This is a genomic window from Methylobacterium hispanicum, from assembly GCF_022179285.1.
Lineage (GTDB): Bacteria > Pseudomonadota > Alphaproteobacteria > Rhizobiales > Beijerinckiaceae > Methylobacterium > Methylobacterium hispanicum.
On record NZ_BPQO01000035.1, the window covers coordinates 1 to 18,051 of the forward strand.

Here is an 18,051-nt window from a genome sequence, read left to right on the forward strand (position 1 = left end):
GCGCTTCGTGACGCCCCTGCAGGGCCTGCCCAACGTGATCCTCACCCCGCATATCGGCGGCTCGACGGAAGAAGCGCAGGAGCGCATCGGCTCCGAGGTCGCCCGCAAGCTGGTGGACTATTCCGACATCGGCTCGACGGTGGGCGCCGTCAACTTCCCGCAGGTGCAACTGCCGGCCCGGCCGACGGGCACGCGCTTCATCCACGTCCAGCGCAACCTGCCGGGCATGCTGGGCCGCCTCAACGAGGTCTTCGCCCGCTCGGGTGTCAACATCGCCGCGCAGTTCTACCAGACCGACGGCGAGGTCGGCTACGTGGTGCTGGAGACCGATGCCGGCACGGCGGACGCCGAGGCGCTCCTGGAGCAGATCCGCGCGGTCGAGGGCACGATCCGCGCGCGTCTTCTCTACGAGCGCCGCTGAGGGACGCGCGGCCGCACCCTCCAAAGGGCGCGGCCGCCACCTCAAAAAAGACCCGAAGCTCGTGCTGTCCGGCATCGACCCCCCGTCCGGACGGAAACGACCCGTTTCATGCTGAAGACCGCCTTCGTCGCCGCCCGCGACCGCCAGCGCCTGTCGGAGATCGCCACGATCCTGATCGGCTTCGGCGTCAACCGTGTCGTGGACCGGCTCGGCCTGCGCTACCTGCCGCTGTTGCCCCGGCGCAAACCCCGGCTCGACGTCACCCGCCTCTCCGAGCCCGAGCGGATGCGCCGCGCCATTGAGGCGCTGGGGCCCACCTTCATCAAGTTCGGGCAGGTGCTGGCGAGCCGCCCCGACCTGCTCTCCCCGGCCTGGACCGAGGAGTTGGAGAAGCTGCACAGCCAAGTCTCCCCGGTGCCCTGGGAGACGATCCGGCCGCAGCTGGAGGAGGATCTGGGCGCGAGCCCGCAGGAGATCTTCGCGGAGTTCGATACCGACCCGATCGCCTCGGCCTCGATCGCCCAGGTCTACCGGGCGCGCCTGCACACCGGCGAGGCGGTGATCGTCAAGGTGCTGCGCCCGAACCTGCGCAAGATCATCGAGGCGGACCTGCGCCTGATGGCGCACGGCGCCCGCATCGTCGAGACCGAGTGGCCGGACATGGCCCGCTACCAGCCCCGCGAGCAGATGCGCCACCTCGCCGAAGGGCTGAACGGCGAGCTCGACCTCCTCAACGAGGCCCGCAACTGCGAGCTGCTGGCCCAGATCTTCGAGGGCCGCGACGACATCGTCTTCCCGAAGATCTACTGGGAATGGTGCTCCGAGCGCGTGCTGGTGCAGGAGTTCATCGACGGCATCCCGCCCAACGACGAGGCGCGCCTGCGGGCGGCCGGCATCGACAAGAAGCTGCTCGCCCAGAAGGGCACCGACGCCTTCCTGCAGATGGCGCTGATCGAGGGCGTGTTCCACGCCGATCCCCACCCCGGCAACATGCTGGCGCTGCCCGGCAACCGCATCGGCTTCATCGATTTCGGCATCATCGGCCGGCTGTCGCGGCGGCGGCGCAACCAACTCCTCGTGCTGATCGGCGCCATGCTGAAGCAGGACGCGGACGGGCTGATGGCGGTGCTGCTCGACTGGACGGGCGCCAGCAACCCCGACATGACGAAGCTCCAGCTCTCCGCCCAGTCCTTCGTCGAGAGCCACTCCTCGATCCCGCTCAATCTCGGGCTGGTGCTCACCGACTTCATGACCATGGCGCGCGAGAACGACCTCGCGATGCCCACCGACCTCGCGATCCTGTTCAAGGGCCTCGTCACGGCCGACGGCGTGATGCGCCACCTCGATCCGAACTTCGACCTCTTCGCCGCCGCCGGCCCGACGGTCCGGGCCAGCATGCAGACCCAGTTCTCGCTCTCGGGGCTGAAGGCGAAGGCGGAAGCGCTCGGCGTGGGCCTCTACGGCGCTGCCTCCGAGCTGCCGACGCTGATCCACCTGATGCTGGTGCGGCTCAAGCAGGGCAAGGTCACGGTCGAGATCGAGGTGAAGGGCCTCGACAAGGTCACCCGCGGCATCGAGCGGGCGGCGGCCCGCGTCGCGGTGGCGCTGGTCGTTGCGGCCTTCGCAACCCAGCTCGCCCCGCGCCTGATCGACCTCGGCACGCCGGCCTTCGTCACGATCGGCATGATGGTCTTCATCCTCGGCGTCGGCTGGCTGGTGCTTCTGGGGCGGAACAAGTGAGCCGCGTCCGCTTATAACTCAGATCAAGAAACGGGTCGGCTTAAATCAGTCGAGCCGCGGATCTATGCTTGTGCGCGCGGTGGTCCGTGCTAGGTTCGGCCTGCCCCTCGAATCGCGGGAATGCGGGCGGGGCGGCGGAACAGAAGCGGCATGAGCGCCTCTCGCGAGCGCGCGCCCGCCGGCACCGTCGTGCCGCGCGGGATCCCGGGTCACGGGAGCCTCGCGGGGTGCTCCAAGCTGCCGGTCGCTGCCCGGACCGAACCATCCCGTCCCTCGTCTCCCGCACGGCGGGGCGGACGCAGACCTGCGCCACGGGGCTCGATGGCGGGGTGAGGCGATGCGGTGGGGCGGTGACGATGATCATCCTGTCCGAGGAGCACGGTGAGGCGCGTCGCCTGGCGTCGCTGGAGGCCGAGAACCGCCACCTGCGCGCCCTGATGCAGCGGGCGAGCCGGAAGGCCGAGGCGCGCGAGACCCGCTACCGCCACGCGATCGCCGAGCTGCGGCAGAGCGCGGACCGCAAGTCCCTGCTGATGCAGGAGATGGCGCACCGGGTGAAGAACACCCTGGCGATGGTGCAGGCGATCGGCACGCAGACCCTGCGCACGGCCCCCTCGCTCGCCGCCGCGCGCGCAGCGCTCGACGCACGCCTCCTCGCCCTGGCCAAGGCCCACGACGTGCTGCTCCAGGGCGCCGCCACTCAGGATGCGCCCCAGGATTCCTGGACGACCGCGCCGCTCGGGCGAATCGTCGCGTCCGCGGTGGCTCTCCACGGCAGCGAGGCCGGCCGCTTCGCGGTCTCGGGGCCGGAGATCGCGCTGGCCGCCCGGTCCGGCCTGACGGTCGCCCTGCTGCTGCACGAGCTCGGTACCAACGCCGCCAAGTACGGCGCCCTCTCCGCGCCCGCCGGCCGCGTGGCGATCGCCTGGAGGGTCGAGGCGGCGGCGTCCGCCCCCCGCTTCCGGTTCCGGTGGGAGGAATCCGGCGGGCCGCCCGTGAGCCCGCCGCGGCATGCCGGCTTCGGCTCGCGCCTGATCGAGCGCAGCCTCGTCCAGGGTTTCGGCGGCCGCGTCGATCTGGCCTACCCGGTCACGGGCCTCGTCCTCGCCTTCGAGGCGCCCCTGGCGATGCTAGCGGCCTGACGGAGCGGCGGCGCGGCTGGCCGCGCGCCTTGACGGGGCCGGGTGCGGGGAATAGGGCCCCGGGCTTCGGGTCCAGAGAGCGCCGCGCGAAGCCTGATGACAGAGAGCCCCGCCGAGCAACCCGTCGTTCTCCTCGTGGAAGATGACGGCCTCCTGCTGATGGAGGCCTCGGACACCCTGGCCGACGCGGGCTTCACGGTGCTGGAGGCGACGCACGCGGACAAGGCGCTCAAGGTCTTGGAGAACCGCGACGACGTCGAGGTCCTGATGACCGACGTCGACATGCCGCAGGGCTCAATGGACGGGTTCGCGCTCGCCCGGCTCGTCGCGCATCGCTGGCCGGCGATTCCCGTGCTGGTCGTCTCCGGCATGGGCACGCCGGGGCCGCACGACATGCCGGACGGCGCCCGCTTCATCCCCAAGCCCTACGAGCCCTCGACCCTGGTGCGGACGCTGCGCGCCTTCGTCCGGCGGGCGGCCTGAGCGCGCCGCGCGCGGCCGATGCAGGGCGGGGCGTACGCAAAGCCCTTGCACCACCCCGCCTAAAGTGAGACCCCCTCGGGCGGCCGTCACCGCGGCGGCGCCGGAACGCGGGTTGTTGGACATGCCGGACGATCAGACCCTTCGCTTCGCCACGCAGGCGATCCATGCGGGCGCCGCCCCGGATCCGGCGACCGGCGCGCGGGTTCAGCCGATCTACTTCACCAACGGCTTCGTCTTCGAGTCGACCGAGCAAGCCGCCGACATCTTCGCGATGCGGCGCACCGGCTTCTCCTACTCGCGCGGTTCGAACCCGACGGTCGCCGCGCTGGAGCGGCGCGTCGCCGCACTCGAGGGCGCCAAGGCCGCCGTCGCCGTCGCGTCCGGCCAGTCGGCGGTGATGCTCGTCCTGATGACGCTGATGCGCTCGGGCGAATCCTACGTCGCCTCGCCGCGCCTGTTCGGCGGCTCGCTCGGCCTGATGCGCCGCCTCGACGGCCGCTACGACCTGCAGCCGCAATTCGCCAAGGGACTCGCACCCGAGGATTTCGAGGCCGCGATCACGCCGCGCACCCGCGCGATCGTCTGCGAGTCGATCGTGAACCCCTGCGCGACCGTGATGGACATCGAGGGGATCGCCGCGGTCGCCCGGCGCCACGGCCTGCCCCTCGTCATCGACAACACGCTGGCCTCGCCGGCCCTGATCCGGCCGATCGAGCACGGCGCGGACATCGTGGTCCACTCGACCTCGAAGTTCCTCGGCGGTTCCGGCCAGACCATCGGCGGCGTGATCTGCGATGCCGGCCGCTTCGACTGGAACCGGCCCGACCGCTACAACCTGATCAACGAGCCCTGGCCGGACTACGAGGGGCTGGTGGTGCGCGAGCGCTTCCCGGACACGCCCTTCGCGGTGGCCTGCCGGCTGTTCGGCCTGCGCGACCTCGGCCCCGGCCTCTCGCCGATGAACGCCTTCCTGACGCTCACCGGGATCGAGACGCTGCCGCTGCGCATGGAGCGGCACTGCGCCAACGCGCGGGCGGTGGCGGCCTGCCTCAAGGACCACCCGAAGGTCGCCTGGGTGAGCTATCCGGGCCTGCCCGGCCAGCCCGGCGAGGCGCTGGTCAAGCGCTACGTGCCGCAGGGGCCGGGCTCGATCTTCACCTTCGCGCTGAAGGGCGGCGAGCCGGCCGCGATCAAGTTCATCATGGGCTTGGAGCTGATCTCGCACCTCGTCAACATCGGCGAGATCAAGTCGCTGGCGATCCACCCGGCCTCGACCACGCACCGGCAGCTCCGCCCCGAGGAGCGGGCCGCCGCCTGCGTGGGCCCCGAGACGGTGCGGCTCTCGATCGGCCTGGAGAGCGTCGCGGACCTGATCGCCGACGTCGAGCAGGCGCTGGCCAAGCTCGACTGAGCGGCACCCTCCGGCTCACTCCGCCGGCGCGGGCGGGGTGAGGCCGGTGACCTGGGCGGCGGGCTGCTCGCTGAGCCAACGGTAGAGGATGCCGCCGAGCACGCCGCCGAGGAGCGGCGCAACCCAGAACAGCCAGAGCTGCGCGAGAGCCCAGCCGCCGACGATGAGGGCCGGGCCGGTGCTGCGCGCCGGGTTGACCGACAGGTTCGTGATCGGGATGCCGACCAAGTGCACGAGCGTCAGCGCGAGGCCGATGGCCAGCGGCGCGAAGCCGACGGGCGCCTTGCCGTGCGTCGCCCCCATGATGATGAAGAGGAAGAGCGCGGTCAGCACGATCTCGGCCGTGAGGCAGGCGGGCAGGCTGTAGCCGCCCGGCGAGTGCGCGCCGTAGCCGTTGGCCGCAAAGCCCTTGGCGAGGTCGAAGTCCGGGGCGCCGCTCGCGATGGCGTAGAGCAGCCACGCCGCCGCGACGGCGCCGACGAGCTGCGCGACGACGTAGGGCAGGATGTCGCGGGCCGGAAAGCGCCCCCCGGCCGCGAGGCCGCAGGTGACCGCTGGGTTGAGATGGCAGCCCGAGACGTGGCCGATCGCGTAGGCCATGGTGACCACGCTCAGGCCGAAGGCCAGCGCGACCCCGAGGAGCCCGATCCCCACATCCGGGAAGGCGGCGGAGATCACCGCGCTGCCGCAGCCCGCGAAGGTGAGCCAGAAGGTGCCGATCGCCTCGGCCGCGCATTTGCGGATGTCCATGGGGGACTCCTGGGTTCGGGAAAGGTCGGCCGTCCGTGATCCCCCCGGCGCCGACGGTCCGGCGCGCTCGCAGACGATGCCGCCGGGCCCCGCGGGAGGAAAGGCCCGGGGGCGGGCTCTAATCCCGAATTGACCGTCGGCGGCATCCGCGCCGGCCGCCCGGGCCAGCCTCTGCCAGGGGGCCTTGCCCTCGGCCCCGCTTCGCGTCCATACTGGAACACAACACGAACAGATCTCCCCCATCGGTCCGAGCCATGTCCGCCCCGAGCACCGGCCGCACGCTGTTCTTCTTCGAGAAGCCCTCGGCGATGCGCGAGCTGAAGCGCTTCTTCCGCTCGCCGGACACCGTCTGCGTCGCCGCCGAGGGCCACCTCCTCACGGCCGAGGAGCCCGGCGACGTGCGGGCGGACTGGAAGCCCTGGCGCTTCGACGCGCTGCCGATCGTGCTCGACACCATCCCCGTCGCCTGCGGGCAGAACCGCTCCGGCCAGTCGCACGCGGGCAAGCTCGCGGCGATCCGCGAGGCGCTCCGGGGGGTCGATCGGGTGATCATCGCGACGGATCCCGGCCGCGAGGGCTCGATGATCGCCTGGGAGGTGCTGGAGCATCTCGGCTGGCGCGGCCGTGTCGATCGCCTGAAGCTCGGCGCGCTCGACGACGTCTCGATCCGGCGCGCCTTCGCGGGGCTGGCCGCCGAGCCCGATTCCGGCGAGCGGGACTACGCCGCCTATCTGGAGGCCCTCTGCCGCCAGTACGAGGACTACCATCTCGGCCTGAACGGGACGCGCGCCATCTCGCTGCGCCTGCGGCCGGTGGCCTTCCGCGAGCCCTGGCGCTTCGGCGGCGTGCAGACGCCGACGCTGGCCATCCTGGCCGACCTGGAGGAGCGCATCCGGGCCTTCGTGCCGCAGGACTTCTTCAAGGTCGCGCTGCAGCTCGACACGGCGGACGGACACGCTCTGACCCTCTGGCACGCGCCGAAGGAGCGCATCCTCGACCCCGAGATGGCCGAGACGATCCGGGCGGCGGCCGCCGGCTGGTCCGGGCCGATCCGCGTCGAGCAGCGCGACGTGCGCCGCGCGCCGCCGCGCCTGTTCTCGAAGGACACGCTCGCCCGGCGCTGCGCCAAGCGCTTCGGCTGGGACCCGCAACACACCGCCAAGCTCGCCCAGGACCTCTACGACCAGGGCTATCTGAGCTACCCGCGCACCGAGTCCGAGCTGCTGCCCGAGGGGCAGGTCGGCGACGCGCCCGCGATCGTCGCGGCGGTCACGGGGGTTCTGACGGATCTGCGCCCGCTTTTCCCCCCGGAGGAGAAGCCCGTGATCCGGCGGGGCAAGGGCGGCCCCTACGTCAAGGATCCGGGCGAGCACCACGCCATCGTGCCGCTGCGCAAGGTACCCGAGCGCGGGCGGCTCTCGGCCGATCAGGCCCGGCTCTGGGACCTCGTCGCCAAGGCGTATCTGGCCGCCCACCTGCCCGACGGGATCGACGCGCGCACCGGCGTCACGGCCGAGGTGGGCACGCCCTTGGGAGCCAAGCGCTTCGCGGTCACGGGCAGCGTGGTGCGGGTGCCGGGCTGGCGCGCGGTCTACGGGGCCGAGGCCGAGACGGAGGCCGAGCACGTTCCCGGCAAGGCGCGGCGCGAGGAGGAGGCGAGCGCGGCCCGCCTGCCGCCGGTGCGCGACGGCGAGGCCGCGACCGCGACGGGTGCCGAGATCGCCACCGCCGTGACCGAGCCGCCGCGCCGCATCACCCGCGGCGAGTTGCCGGTGGTGATGGGCCGGCTCGTCGATCAGGTCGAGGACCCGGCGGTGAAGCGCGCCCTGGAGAACCCCGCCAACCCGAACGAGCCGAAGGGCCTCGGCACGGCCGCGACCCGCGACACGATCCTGCCCAAGCTCCTGAAGAGCCGCTACGTCACCCTCGGCGCCGGCAAGGACCCGGCGGTCTCGGTGACCGAGGTGGGCCTCGCCTTCATCGGGGCGGTGCGGGCGGTGTTCCCGGCCTACGGCGACCCGGTCGGGCGCGCGGTGTTCGAGGCGGAGCTCGCCGAGATCGGCCGGGCCGCGACCCGAGCCGAGGCCCTGCGCCGGGCCGAGGACTTCCGGCAGCGCACCCGTCTGCGGCTCGACGCGCTGATCGCGGCGATCGCGGGCGCTCCGACGATCGATCTCGACCCGAGCCTGATCCCGCCGGGCGCACCCGGAGGACGAGGCGACGACCGGGCGCCGACGCCCGCCATGGTGGCGTTCGCGGTCTCCCTCGCCGAGCGCAAGGGCGTGCCCCTGCCGCGCGGCTGCAAGAGCAGCATGCGGGTGTGCCGCGCCTTCCTCGACGCGCAGGCCGGGCCGCGCTCCGAGGGTGGAGCGGTGGCGCGCGGGCCTGACGGCGTTCGCCCGCCGAGCGAGGCGATGCTGCGTTACGCCCGCAGCCTCGCCGAGGCCGAGGGCATCCCCTGCCCGCCGGAGGTGGAGGCCCGCTTCGAGGCCTGCCGCAGCTTTCTCGACGCCCGCGCGGCGCGGCCGGCCACGGCGCGTCCGGCCCGGAAGGGCGCCGCGCCGTCCCGCGGCCGGGCCCCGGCCCAGCGCAGGACGCCGGCACCGGCCCGCCGGCTGGCCTGACATCCGGGGATCCCAACGGCCTCCCGGTCCTTGGAAGCGCGAGAGCCGCCTCGTCGCGCCGGCGCTCACTACGGAGGCGGCTCGTGGCAGTGCCGGTTCGGAGGAGCGGTGTTGCAATCCAGCGAGCAGGCCTGTTCAGGCCGACAGAACCAGTGAAGGGTCCCGCTCTTCAAGCATGCGCCGGCACAGTGGCGGTGCGGCGCGTCGGTCGGCTCGATGAAGGTCGGTTTCGCATCTGGCGAGCGTGCCGCCGTCCGCGCCTCGACGAGCGCCGCGCTCGCGGCAAGTGCGAGGAGAAGCGCGAGCGTCCGGCGGATCATGGTCGTGCTCCTTGGAGCGCCGGGCCGTCGTCGCGCGGACCAGGTTTCGGGACACCCCGGCGCGGCCCGGCTGCGCAACCCGGGCCTTGTGCCGGTGCGGCGAGGCTGCGGCCTTGATCCAGAGCAAGGCAGGCGCTGCCGGCCGGGCAAGAGGCTGCGCGACGGGTGCGCGAAGAACCTAGGCGGACGAGAGGGCCGTCGGCTCGTTCATAGGGACGCTGATGCCGGCGCGGCCGGCGCACGCGCGTGGGCGTCCCGCGGCGTGTCCGAATGGTCCCGACCCGAGACGCGGCGCGGATCACGGGATCGTGAGGTAACCCTTCCGGCGATCGATCCATTGAGGCGGCCGGAGGCACGCCTTTGATCGATGAAACGCTCTTTCCCTTCGCCGTCGCCGTGAGGGACGTCACCGGCATCAAACTGATCGATGGAGGCGATACCGTCGATGTGCGCTTCACCGCGGCCGACGGCCGGATGATTGCGGTGCTCATTCCCCGTGCGGCTTTCGCGGACCTGCGGGCAAGCCGGTTGGAGCCGTCCGCACCGCTCGATGGCCTCGAACGGCTAGAGCAGACGTAGGCGCGTCAGCAGTCGCGCGAGACGCGGCCTCAGCGGGAGCGAGAGGCGATAGAACAGCTCGGCGATCGGCAGCACGGGCCGACCGTCGCGAAGGCGAAGCGCGATCAGGCGTCCGAGCCAGCGCCAGCGGGGCAGGACCGTCCACAGGCGCGCGAAGGCTGCGGCGCCGGACAGGAGCTGCCCGTCCCGGTCGCGCAGATGGAATCGGCGAAGGGCCGCGTCCCGCGTCAGGCCCGGTCCCAGTCGCTCTGCGGACCCCTCGCCCGCGACGTCCACGAACGCGACCCGCTCCGCGCCCGCGCTGCGGCGGTAGTGATCGATCTCCGCCCGGCACAACGGACAGGATCCGTCGAAGAAGACCGTCGCCTCGGCCGTCGGGTTCGCCGGCCCGCAACCCCCCGCGTCGGGCCCGGATCTCACGGACGGCCCGACACGGTGTCGGTCGGCTGGGGCGTGCCGCTCGCGGCGCGCACCTGATCGCGGGTCGGCCCCGTCTGCATGAAGAGCGCGACGATGACGACGCCGATCGCCGCCACGCCGGCAACGTAGAGCATGAAGTGCTTGTTGGTCGCGCGCATCGATCCGTGTGAGCCTGATCTCGGACGTCCCGGTCCGATGGCCGGGAGGAGCCACGGGAACGGTGTGGCCGGGCCGCCGATCCGGCGCGCGCGATCACGTTTCCGTTGCGATCGGCCGGTCGATCCTCGTGAATCCCCCGGCTTCTCCGGAGAAGAGATCAATCACCGCTCAAGATCGAAAGATGTCCGATTGCCGCATGAGAGAACCCGATGCCGTTCTCGGCGTTGAGGGTGCTTCGTCATACCTGCGTCTTCTGCCGGAAGACATGGCGCCATAACCCGGGTCCGATCATCCAAGTCGTGATGATCCGGGGATGCCTGTCTGGCGCCGCCTTCCAACCTCGGACGCGCCGCCCCGCGCGTCGATCCCGTGATCCGTCAGGGGGCCGCCGAGCCGGCCGGGGCGGTCCGGAACGCAGCGACGAGGCCCACCCGCCCGCGATCGGGCGCTCGCGACTCGAACCGAGGCACTGAACCGAGCATGCGTCTCTTCCGCTCCGAAACCCCGCCGCCCCCGGCCAATCTCGATTTCGGCCGGCCGCCGCCATCGGCCCGGCCGACCTCGGCGCAGCTCAAGGCCGACATCGACGGCGGCACGACCGGCGACAAGGCCCCGCACGGCGACGTCGGCGCGGCGCCGCTCGGAACCTGCGAGGAGGCCGGGGGATTCGCGCCGACGGTCGGCGAGATCCGCACCGCCCGCCGGAACGAGGCCGCGCCCGCCCGGGTACGGCACGCGGCCGACCCGCACGGCGAGCGCTGGTTCGTCCTGCCGCTGTTCGGTCTGATGACGACCACGATCGGCGCCGCCATCTGCCTTGGGTTCCTCTATCTCTGAGACCGTTCCCGGCGGATCGCCTCGGTGCCGGTGCCGCACCCGGTTCGCCGGCACCGGTTCCGTCGTGCCTCGCGCAGGACCGGGATTTGCTGGCGCCGCGCCGAGGATCCTTCCGCGATAGGACGCCGGACGGCCGGCTTCGGCCCGGAAGGCGATGGGCCCGTCGGAGCACAGAGGCATTCGCCGCCAAAAAAATTCCCACCCGTGTGGAACTCAATCGCCGAGGCGGCGTTTCACGCGCGCGAGGCCCCAATCGGGCTCGCATCCGGGCGCCGGACCGGATGTCCGGCGGCCCTCGTCATCACGTTGCTCTTCAGGAGGATGTGGTCATGAGAACCTACGACTTCGCGCCGCTCTACCGTTCCACCGTGGGCTTCGACCGCCTGTTCTCGATGCTCGACCAGGCCGCCAGGGTCGAGCCGTCCACCCAATGGCCGCCCTACGACATCGAGAAGGCCGGCGAGAACGCGTACCGCATCACCATGGCGGTCGCCGGCTTCACGCCCGACGAGATCGAGCTGACGCAGCACGACACCGCGCTGACCGTGACCGGCCAGAAGAAGGACAAGGACGGGCCGCGCGAGTACCTGCACCGCGGCATCGCGGCGCGCGCCTTCCGCCAGACCTTCAACCTCGCCGACCACGTGACGGTCACGGGTGCCGTCCTGGCGCACGGCCTGCTCGCCGTGGAACTCAGGCGCGAGGTGCCCGAGGCGCTCAAGCCGCGCCGCATCGCCATCGGCGGCACGCAGACCGCCGCCGGGCAGGACAACGCGTCGCCCCAGGTCGTGGACCGGGGCGAGGACGCGGCGAAGGCCGCCTGAGCCGCGCGGCACCCCAACGACCGACGACGGTCCCGGAGCCATGCGGGCCTCCGGGGCCGATAACCCTCTTCGTGCAACCACTCGCACCATCAGGGAGACCGACCCGTGTCGACGATGGAGACGCACCCAACCCATGCCGGCCCCATGAACCCGTCCGCCGGCCGAGCCGCATCGTTCGAGGCCTGGCAGGCGCGCGTCGCGCCGGGCGACGTGTTCCGGCATCCGCGGGAGGTTCTGGCCCACCCGAACCTGTCCCGCGGCGAGAAGCGCGCGATCCTGGCGTCCTGGGCCTCGGACGCCTGCGCCGTGGAGAACGCACCGGGTCTGCGTTGCCTCTCAGGCTGCAGGGCCGAGCCGGTGTCGGTGGACGCCGTGCTGGCCGCCCTGGCACGGCTCGACCGCCAGACCGTCGCGCCGCGGCCGAAGCCGGCTGCGCCCCGGGGCCGCTCCGTCCTGCATCGGTACGTGCGCCCGCGACGTCGTGACGACGACGACGACCCGCCGCCCTGCCCGGCTGTGGCGATGCCGCGCCCGCGCGTGCCGCCCGGTGCCGCGGCGCTCGTACCCTGCCTCACGGCCTGAAGAGGGCGCCGCGGCCGGTGCATCGGGCCCGGCCGCGGCGCCCACCCCGAGATGGGGGCGGCCGTGCGGGACCTCGTTCGCCGGGCCGGTCGAGGCCGGACCCGCGCGCGGGCCGCCGGGGGCTGGAATGCGTCGGAGGCCGCCTCGGCCCTCAGGTCATGCCAAGCGCCTGCATGTAGAGCTCTAGGATGGCCTCCTGCTCCTGCCGCTCGGAATGATCCTGCTTTCTGATCTTCAGGATGGCTCGGACGGCCTTCGCGTCGAAGCCGCGGCCTTTCAGCTCGGCAAACACGTCGCGGATATCCCCTTTCAGGCCCTCCGCCTCCTCGTTGAGGCGTTCGATCCTCTCGATGAACTGCCTGAGCTCGTCGGCGGCGACGCCTTCCGAGGAGGAGATGTCAGGACCTTTCGGCATCGAATGGGCGTTCATGAAAATCCTCGTCGGCGCTCGGGGCGCGCGCCCCCGCGATCACGGATCGCCCGGGGCCGTCCCATCCTGGCACTGACCCGAGTGGTAGACGAGCGACGTTACCGGAAGCTTGAGGCCGGCCCTCCGCGCCGGTGCCGGCCCTCCGCGCCGGTGCCGCCTCAGTGCTGCGGCGGGGTCTTGGCGAAGGCTGCCTGCTGCTCGGGGCTGGCCTCGGTCTGGTGGCGCGCCTTCCACTCGGCGTAGGGCATGCCGTAGACCTGCTCGCGGCTCTCGTCCTTCGAGAGCGGCACGCCGCGCTCGTCGGCCGCGTCCTTCAGCCAGTTCGACAGGCAGTTCCGGCAGAAGCCCGCGAGGTTCATCAGGTCGATGTTCTGCACGTCGGCGCGCCCGCGCAGGTGGCCGACGAGGCGGCGGAAGACGGCGGCCTCCAGCTCGGTCTGGGTCTTCGGGTCGATCTCGCTCATGGCGCCTTCCTGTGAGAGGTCTCCCCCTCAGGTCGGGGGAAGCCGCCCCGGCGTCAAGCGGCGCGGGCGGGCAGCAGCGGCGCGAGACAGCGGGCGAAGCGCTCGGCCCATTCCGCCTGCCCCGCCTCTCCGGCGATGAGATCCTGCCGGATCTCGACCAGCGCGTTCGGGAGGCCCCGGGCCGTGGCGTGGCGGTCGATCGTGTCGCCCGGCAGGCCGCCGCCGTAGGGCTCGTTGTCGCCGACGGTCAGCCCGGCCGGGTCGGCCCGCAGGGCGTCGATCAGCGGGCGGCTCAGGCGCTCGTCGCGGTCGTAAAGGATCCCGACCTGCCAGGGCCGGGCGACGCCCCGCCAGTAGGGCGTGAAGCTGTGGATCGTCACGATCGCCGGCGCGAGGCCGGCAGCCTCGGCCGCCGCCACGGCCGCGTCGATCGCGGCGTCGAACGGGTCGTAGAAGCGGGCGAGCCGGGCCGCCTTGCCGGCCGCGTCGATGCGGGCGTTGCCCGGCACGACGGCGCCGTCCGAGAGCCGCATCACCAGGGTCGGGTCGGAGCGGCCCCGGTTCGGGTCGATGATCAGGCGCGAGAAGTTCGTGAGGATCGCGGGCGCGCCGAGCAGCGCCGCGAGGCCGCGCGTGACCCCCGCCGCGCCGATGTCGTAGGCGATGTGCCGGCCGAACTCCGCCTCCGCCACGCCGAGCGCGATGTCGGGCGGCACGTGGTTCGAGGCGTGGTCGCAGGCGAGGATCAGGCCGCCGGCCGGATCCCCCGGGACGATCTCGACCGGGTGGGGTGTCGCGCTGTCGGTGCGGGTGGGGGCGTTCACGGGGCCGGTCGGTTCCTCGGATGGGGCGGGAGAGGATCGCGCAAGCTTGAGCCTTGCCGTCGGGCCCGGGCTCGGGCAAGCACGTATCAAGGATCGTGCGCCCCCGGCAAGAATCGGGCCCCGCCTGCCCCTCGCCTCGCGCGGCGCCGGGTCGGTGGAGAAGAGACCGCACGCGAGAGACGAACAGGCGAGGAGCCCCGCGATGACCGCCCCCACCGATCCGGCCGTGCAACAGGCCCGCACCCTGCTCGACCGCTTCCTCGCGGCCGGCATCGCGGCGGCCCATCCGGAGAAGTGTCTGCGCGCGCACCTGCCGCAGCCGGCGCCGGGGCGGCTGATCATCCTGGGCGCGGGCAAGGCCGGCGGCAGCATGGCGGCGGTGGCGAGCCGGTTCTACCGCGAGGAGCACGGGGTGCCCGAGGCGCGCATCCTCGGCCTCGCGGTCGCCCGCCACGGCTATGGGCAGGAGGCGCCCGGCATCCGCATGGTCGAGGCCGGCCACCCGGTGCCGGACGAGGCCGGCATCGCGGCGACCAGGGAGGCGCTGAGCATCGCCGCGCAAGCCGGGCCGGAGGACGAGGTGCTGGTCCTCCTCTCCGGCGGCGGCTCGGCCAACTGGATCGCCCCGGCCGGCGACCTCACACTCACCGAGAAGCAGGCCATCACCCGGGCGCTGCTGCGCTCCGGCGCGCCCATCGGCGAGATCAACACGGTGCGCAAGCACCTCTCGCGCATCAAGGGCGGGCGCCTCGCGCTCGCCGCCCGCAACGCCCGCTCGATCCTGACGCTCGCGATCTCCGACGTGCCCTTCGACGATCCGGCGGTGATCGCCTCGGGCCCGACCGTGCCGGACCCCTCGACCCTCGAACAGGCCCGCGCCATCTGCGAGCGGCGGGGCATCCCCCTGCCCGAGACGGCGGTTCGCCTCCTCAACGACCCGAACAACGAGACCCCGAAGGCGGGCGACCCGGCCTTCGCGCGGGCCGAGTACCGCATCATCGCCCGGCCGATCGACGCGCTGGAAGCGGCCGCCGCCGCCGCGCGCGAGGCGGGCTACGAGCCGGTGATGCTGGGCGCCGACCTCGAGGGCGAGGCGCGCGAGGTCGCGGCCGAGCACGCCGATCTTGCCCGCAAGGCGAAGGCCGAGGGGCGCCGGGTCGCGCTGATCTCCGGCGGTGAGCTGACCGTCACGATCCGGGGCGAGGGTCACGGCGGGCCGAACCAGGAATACGCGCTGGCGCTCGCCATAGCGCTCGACGGTGAGCCCGGCATCCGCGGCATCGCGGCCGACACCGACGGCACCGACGGCGGGCGTGGGGAGGCCACCGACCCGGCCGGCGGCCTCGTGGACGAGACGACGCTGGCGCGGGCGCGTGCCGCCGGCCTCGATCCGGCCGCGATGCTCGCCGACAACGACTCGACCCGCTTCTTCGAGACCCTCGGCGACCTCGTCCGCCCCGGCCCCACCCGCACCAATGTCAACGACTGCCGCATCATCCTCGTCGATTAGCTTTTTGGGACCCGTGCCGGCCTGTCTGCGTCGCGGTGCGGGGGGCCTCCTGCTGGCGACCTGCGGGCTGCTGCTCGCCGCCGTGCCCGCGTGGGCGGACCTGCGCCTGTGCAACCTCACGCCCAGCAAGGTCGGCATCGCGCTGGGCTACCGCGACCCGCAGGGCTGGGTGACGGAGGGCTGGTGGGACCTCGCGCCGAAGGGCTGCGAGACCCTGCTGCGCGGGTCGCTGGCGGCGCGCTTCTACTACGTGTTCGCGGTCGACTACACGCGGGGCGGCGAGTGGAGCGGGCGCTCGCTGATGTGCACCCGCGATTCCGAATTCACGATCCGGGGTGTCGAGGATTGCCTAGCCCGCGGCTACGACCGCAACGGCTTCTTCGAGGTCGATACCGGCGAGCAGAAGAGCTGGACGATCCAGCTCAGCGACCCGAACCAGCCGGTCGCGCCCCAACCCTGAGGCGCCGGAACGGTCCGGCCGGGTTGCGTGTTCCGGGGCACGCTCCATCCGGAAGATGATCCGTGCCCCCCAGCCTCCGCATCCTCGCCCTCTGCGCCCTCTGCCTCGCCCCCGTCCAGGGCACGTTCGCGCAGCAGGCCGCTCCGTCGGCGGATGCAGGCGTGGAGGTCGAGGATCCGCGGCCCGGCCCGCCCCCGCCGCTCCCCGATCTCGCCGACCCGAACGGACGTACGGCTGAGTCGCTCGGCGAGCCGGGCTCGGACTCCGGGATCCCGAAGGCCCTGCGCGGCTCGGCCGCCAAGGCGGGCGGCCCGGTCAACGACCTCAACCCGAGCGGACGGCCGGAGGAGCCGCCGCTCCCGAAGGCCGACCTCGCCGCGGTGCTGGCCGGGAAGGCCCTGTTCCACGGCAACTATTGCGGGGCTGGCCAGCAGGGCGAGGGATTGCCGCCGACCGACGCCCTCGACGCCGCCTGCCAGCGCCACGACGCCTGCTACGACGCGGCCGGCCACCGGTCCTGCGCCTGCGACGCGGTGCTCAAGCGCGAGGCAGCGGCCGTCTCCGAGCGGCCGGGCGTGTCGCGCCAGGTGCGCGAGCGGGCGCTGAGCGTCGTCGAGGCCGCCGATGCGATGAACTGCCAGCGGCCCTGAAGACGACCCCCCATCCGTCAGGCCTCGCAGGCGGAGGCGGTCGAGGGTCGGGCGGGCCCCGCTGGCCGTGCCGGGTCGCGGGTCTGCAGGGCGGGATCGGCCAGGGCGCCGGCTCGGTCGCCGTCGATCCTCAGTAGCACACCTTTCCGGTCTCGGTCTGACCGGTCGGAAGGCCCACGACGTTGACCTGCCCGATCTGGCGTGGACGCGTGAAGTTCGACCGCACCATGTTGATCCTGCCGACGATGCTCGATCCCAGCAGGGGGACGTAGCCGAAGGAGACATCGGAGACGATGAGATAGATCGGATGGGGAAGAGCCGATCCGTTCTGCAGCAGGGATTGCGGGATCTGGGACGCGGAGAAGCTCTGAGCGGCCGTGCCCGAAAGATTCACGGCGCAGGGTCGCAGGACGCCGTTGCTGGTGTAGCTCCAGCGCGTCTTGGCGATGCAGCAGGAACCGCTCGGACTGTTCGTGATGTCGATCGCGCTGATCGTCAATCCGAAATTGCTGATGTTCTTCGGGGCCATGATGGACTGGGCGCCGCTCGCGATCTCCGAGAGCTTGGATGCCGCGATCGCATCGGACGGTATCGGATAGGAGGAGGTCTGGTCCTGCGCCGGCTCCTGCGCGACGATGTTCGCAGTCATGTACGAGAGCGCATTCACCTTCTTGGCGGTGATCGATACGTCCGAGACGATGGCGGCTCCGATATAGATGAACAGGAGCACGGGGAAGATGAGGGCGAACTCGACCGTGATCGATCCCGCGCGGCTCGGCGCGAACGCGGCCCAGGCGTGGCGCGCGCGCATCCTCAGCACCCGGACGGGGGAACGTAGGATCCGAACGGCTCGATCATGAAGATCGCGGATCCCGACAGGATGCGGAACCATCCCGTGCGGTTGGGGACGTCGTTCGCCAGCCCGACCGACCGGTTGAAGATGTTGACCGGGAAGATGGTCGGCAGGGGATAGGTAACACGCATCACGACGGTCGTGCCCCCCTGCCCGGGGCAGAATTTATTGCTCGCACTCTTATAGACGTCGTTCGTCACATTGATCGCGTTCAAAGAAGAGGCTGGTCGAACATCGATGGCAAGACGGTTGCAATCGAAGTTCGACGGGATGAGCCTCTTCCCGTTGGAAGCGCACAGGTAGGTGTCTCTGAAGGAGACGGCATCATTGATCGATGTATTGTTCTGGATGGATCCGATCGCCATCGTGCGGGCGACCTGATCGACGGCCTCGGCGAGCGCCGCCTGCTGGAAATGCGTGTAGCCGACTTCGAGCGTAGCGAATACGATGCCCAGGAAGGGTGTTGCCAGCAGGCCGAATTCGACGGCGGATGTTCCCCGATTGTTGAAGAAGAAGCGTTTCAACAGTTTCGGGCGGCCTTTCCATCGCCAGGGCATGGGCTACACAC

At 71.9% G+C, this 18,051-nt stretch carries 20 protein-coding genes and 1 pseudogene; 13 read left to right on the top strand and 8 right to left on the bottom strand.

What is annotated here, in order from left to right:
- From MFF56_RS27530 to MFF56_RS27550, 5 genes and pseudogenes are all read left to right on the top strand, one after another.
- Nucleotides 1-421 (top strand): annotated as a pseudogene (locus tag MFF56_RS27530) (phosphoglycerate dehydrogenase); the annotation flags it as partial.
- Nucleotides 422-529: 108 nt separating this feature from the next.
- The gene (locus tag MFF56_RS27535; RefSeq protein WP_066922208.1) at nt 530-2,161 is read left to right on the top strand and encodes an ABC1 kinase family protein; all 1,632 of its coding nucleotides are present in this window, start codon (nt 530-532) and stop codon (nt 2,159-2,161) included.
- A gap of 356 nt (nt 2,162-2,517) precedes the next feature.
- Entirely contained in the window at nt 2,518-3,303 is a 786-nt protein-coding gene (locus tag MFF56_RS27540; RefSeq protein WP_066922206.1) for a sensor histidine kinase, read from the top strand.
- A gap of 96 nt (nt 3,304-3,399) precedes the next feature.
- On the top strand, nt 3,400-3,786 hold the full coding sequence (locus tag MFF56_RS27545; RefSeq protein WP_066922204.1) for a response regulator: 387 nt from the start codon (nt 3,400-3,402) through the stop codon (nt 3,784-3,786).
- A 121-nt stretch (nt 3,787-3,907) separates the two neighbouring features.
- Nucleotides 3,908-5,197, top strand: a complete 1,290-nt coding sequence (locus tag MFF56_RS27550) for an O-acetylhomoserine aminocarboxypropyltransferase/cysteine synthase family protein (RefSeq protein WP_066922202.1) — start codon at nt 3,908-3,910, stop codon at nt 5,195-5,197.
- A 15-nt stretch (nt 5,198-5,212) separates the two neighbouring features.
- Here the strand turns inward: MFF56_RS27550 and aqpZ are convergent, their stop codons facing one another.
- Nucleotides 5,213-5,947, bottom strand: coding sequence for an aquaporin Z (aqpZ, locus tag MFF56_RS27555; protein WP_066922197.1), 735 nt, complete (start codon nt 5,945-5,947; stop codon nt 5,213-5,215).
- A gap of 254 nt (nt 5,948-6,201) precedes the next feature.
- Between aqpZ and MFF56_RS27560 the strand changes: the two genes are divergently transcribed.
- Together MFF56_RS27560 and MFF56_RS27570 are read left to right on the top strand one after the other, a co-directional pair.
- Nucleotides 6,202-8,571 carry a type IA DNA topoisomerase gene (locus MFF56_RS27560; RefSeq protein ID WP_197430573.1) on the top strand — a complete coding sequence of 790 codons (2,370 nt, stop codon included), beginning with the start codon at nt 6,202-6,204 and terminating at the stop codon, nt 8,569-8,571.
- Between the two features lie 680 nt (nt 8,572-9,251).
- Nucleotides 9,252-9,470 carry a hypothetical protein gene (locus tag MFF56_RS27570; RefSeq protein ID WP_066922195.1) on the top strand — a complete coding sequence of 73 codons (219 nt, stop codon included), beginning with the start codon at nt 9,252-9,254 and terminating at the stop codon, nt 9,468-9,470.
- Here the strand turns inward: MFF56_RS27570 and MFF56_RS27575 are convergent.
- On the bottom strand, nt 9,456-9,890 hold the full coding sequence (locus MFF56_RS27575; protein WP_066922193.1) for a thiol-disulfide oxidoreductase DCC family protein: 435 nt from the start codon (nt 9,888-9,890) through the stop codon (nt 9,456-9,458). The two genes, MFF56_RS27570 and MFF56_RS27575, sit on opposite strands and share 15 nt — an antisense overlap.
- The gene (locus tag MFF56_RS27580) at nt 9,887-10,048 is read right to left on the bottom strand and encodes a hypothetical protein (protein WP_156453705.1); all 162 of its coding nucleotides are present in this window, start codon (nt 10,046-10,048) and stop codon (nt 9,887-9,889) included. Before MFF56_RS27580 ends, MFF56_RS27575 begins: the two co-directional genes overlap by 4 nt.
- 481 nt (nt 10,049-10,529) lie before the next feature.
- Here MFF56_RS27580 and MFF56_RS27585 point away from each other — a divergent pair, with 481 nt between their 5' ends.
- The 3 genes from MFF56_RS27585 to MFF56_RS27595 all read left to right on the top strand — a co-directional run bounded on the left by MFF56_RS27585 (nt 10,530) and on the right by MFF56_RS27595 (nt 12,292).
- Nucleotides 10,530-10,886 (top strand): hypothetical protein, encoded by a 357-nt coding sequence (locus MFF56_RS27585; protein ID WP_066922191.1) that lies wholly within the window; start codon nt 10,530-10,532, stop codon nt 10,884-10,886.
- 329 nt (nt 10,887-11,215) lie between these two features.
- Complete coding sequence (locus MFF56_RS27590; RefSeq protein WP_066922189.1) at nt 11,216-11,710, top strand: Hsp20 family protein; 495 nt, start codon at nt 11,216-11,218, stop codon at nt 11,708-11,710.
- A 114-nt stretch (nt 11,711-11,824) separates the two neighbouring features.
- Nucleotides 11,825-12,292: a hypothetical protein gene (locus MFF56_RS27595; protein WP_066922187.1), complete on the top strand. Its 468-nt coding sequence runs from the start codon at nt 11,825-11,827 to the stop codon at nt 12,290-12,292.
- Nucleotides 12,293-12,443: 151 nt separating this feature from the next.
- On the opposite strand, the gene MFF56_RS27600 is transcribed toward MFF56_RS27595, so the two are convergent.
- From MFF56_RS27600 to MFF56_RS27610, 3 genes are all read right to left on the bottom strand, one after another.
- On the bottom strand, nt 12,444-12,707 hold the full coding sequence (locus tag MFF56_RS27600) for a DUF2312 domain-containing protein (protein ID WP_238231847.1): 264 nt from the start codon (nt 12,705-12,707) through the stop codon (nt 12,444-12,446).
- 173 nt (nt 12,708-12,880) lie between these two features.
- Nucleotides 12,881-13,186: a DUF1244 domain-containing protein gene (locus tag MFF56_RS27605; RefSeq protein WP_066922183.1), complete on the bottom strand. Its 306-nt coding sequence runs from the start codon at nt 13,184-13,186 to the stop codon at nt 12,881-12,883.
- 53 nt (nt 13,187-13,239) lie between these two features.
- The gene (locus MFF56_RS27610) at nt 13,240-14,010 is read right to left on the bottom strand and encodes an N-formylglutamate amidohydrolase (RefSeq protein ID WP_066922181.1); all 771 of its coding nucleotides are present in this window, start codon (nt 14,008-14,010) and stop codon (nt 13,240-13,242) included.
- A 202-nt stretch (nt 14,011-14,212) separates the two neighbouring features.
- Between MFF56_RS27610 and MFF56_RS27615 the strand changes: the two genes are divergently transcribed.
- The 3 genes from MFF56_RS27615 to MFF56_RS27625 all read left to right on the top strand — a co-directional run bounded on the left by MFF56_RS27615 (nt 14,213) and on the right by MFF56_RS27625 (nt 16,630).
- Entirely contained in the window at nt 14,213-15,520 is a 1,308-nt protein-coding gene (locus MFF56_RS27615) for a glycerate kinase type-2 family protein (RefSeq protein WP_066922179.1), read from the top strand.
- Nucleotides 15,486-15,980 (top strand): DUF1036 domain-containing protein, encoded by a 495-nt coding sequence (locus MFF56_RS27620; RefSeq protein ID WP_082773034.1) that lies wholly within the window; start codon nt 15,486-15,488, stop codon nt 15,978-15,980. The genes MFF56_RS27615 and MFF56_RS27620 overlap by 35 nt, the downstream gene beginning before the upstream one ends.
- Before the next feature lie 161 nt (nt 15,981-16,141).
- Nucleotides 16,142-16,630 carry a phospholipase A2 family protein gene (locus tag MFF56_RS27625; RefSeq protein WP_238231849.1) on the top strand — a complete coding sequence of 163 codons (489 nt, stop codon included), beginning with the start codon at nt 16,142-16,144 and terminating at the stop codon, nt 16,628-16,630.
- Nucleotides 16,631-16,760: 130 nt separating this feature from the next.
- On the opposite strand, the gene MFF56_RS27630 is transcribed toward MFF56_RS27625, so the two are convergent.
- Both MFF56_RS27630 and MFF56_RS27635 read right to left on the bottom strand, forming a co-directional pair.
- The gene (locus MFF56_RS27630) at nt 16,761-17,441 is read right to left on the bottom strand and encodes a TadE/TadG family type IV pilus assembly protein (RefSeq protein WP_066922173.1); all 681 of its coding nucleotides are present in this window, start codon (nt 17,439-17,441) and stop codon (nt 16,761-16,763) included.
- A 2-nt stretch (nt 17,442-17,443) separates the two neighbouring features.
- Entirely contained in the window at nt 17,444-18,007 is a 564-nt protein-coding gene (locus MFF56_RS27635) for a TadE/TadG family type IV pilus assembly protein (protein ID WP_066922171.1), read from the bottom strand.
- Nucleotides 18,008-18,051: the final 44 nt, after the last annotated feature.

Excerpts from the sequence above, each read along its gene's own strand:
- MFF56_RS27605 (WP_066922183.1), bottom strand. The coding sequence starts at position 13,186 with ATGAGCGAGATCGACCCGAAGACCCAGACCGAGCTGGAGGCCGCCGTC.
- MFF56_RS27590 (WP_066922189.1), top strand. The coding sequence starts at position 11,216 with ATGAGAACCTACGACTTCGCGCCGCTCTACCGTTCCACCGTGGGCTTC.
- MFF56_RS27560 (WP_197430573.1), top strand. The coding sequence starts at position 6,202 with ATGTCCGCCCCGAGCACCGGCCGCACGCTGTTCTTCTTCGAGAAGCCC.
- MFF56_RS27580 (WP_156453705.1), bottom strand. The coding sequence starts at position 10,048 with ATGCGCGCGACCAACAAGCACTTCATGCTCTACGTTGCCGGCGTGGCG.
- MFF56_RS27630 (WP_066922173.1), bottom strand. The coding sequence starts at position 17,441 with ATGCGCGCGCGCCACGCCTGGGCCGCGTTCGCGCCGAGCCGCGCGGGA.
- MFF56_RS27550 (WP_066922202.1), top strand. The coding sequence starts at position 3,908 with ATGCCGGACGATCAGACCCTTCGCTTCGCCACGCAGGCGATCCATGCG.
- MFF56_RS27615 (WP_066922179.1), top strand. The coding sequence starts at position 14,213 with ATGACCGCCCCCACCGATCCGGCCGTGCAACAGGCCCGCACCCTGCTC.
- MFF56_RS27595 (WP_066922187.1), top strand. The coding sequence starts at position 11,825 with ATGGAGACGCACCCAACCCATGCCGGCCCCATGAACCCGTCCGCCGGC.
- aqpZ (WP_066922197.1), bottom strand. The coding sequence starts at position 5,947 with ATGGACATCCGCAAATGCGCGGCCGAGGCGATCGGCACCTTCTGGCTC.
- MFF56_RS27540 (WP_066922206.1), top strand. The coding sequence starts at position 2,518 with ATGATCATCCTGTCCGAGGAGCACGGTGAGGCGCGTCGCCTGGCGTCG.
- MFF56_RS27620 (WP_082773034.1), top strand. The coding sequence starts at position 15,486 with ATGTCAACGACTGCCGCATCATCCTCGTCGATTAGCTTTTTGGGACCC.
- MFF56_RS27545 (WP_066922204.1), top strand. The coding sequence starts at position 3,400 with ATGACAGAGAGCCCCGCCGAGCAACCCGTCGTTCTCCTCGTGGAAGAT.
- MFF56_RS27535 (WP_066922208.1), top strand. The coding sequence starts at position 530 with ATGCTGAAGACCGCCTTCGTCGCCGCCCGCGACCGCCAGCGCCTGTCG.
- MFF56_RS27600 (WP_238231847.1), bottom strand. The coding sequence starts at position 12,707 with ATGCCGAAAGGTCCTGACATCTCCTCCTCGGAAGGCGTCGCCGCCGAC.
- MFF56_RS27585 (WP_066922191.1), top strand. The coding sequence starts at position 10,530 with ATGCGTCTCTTCCGCTCCGAAACCCCGCCGCCCCCGGCCAATCTCGAT.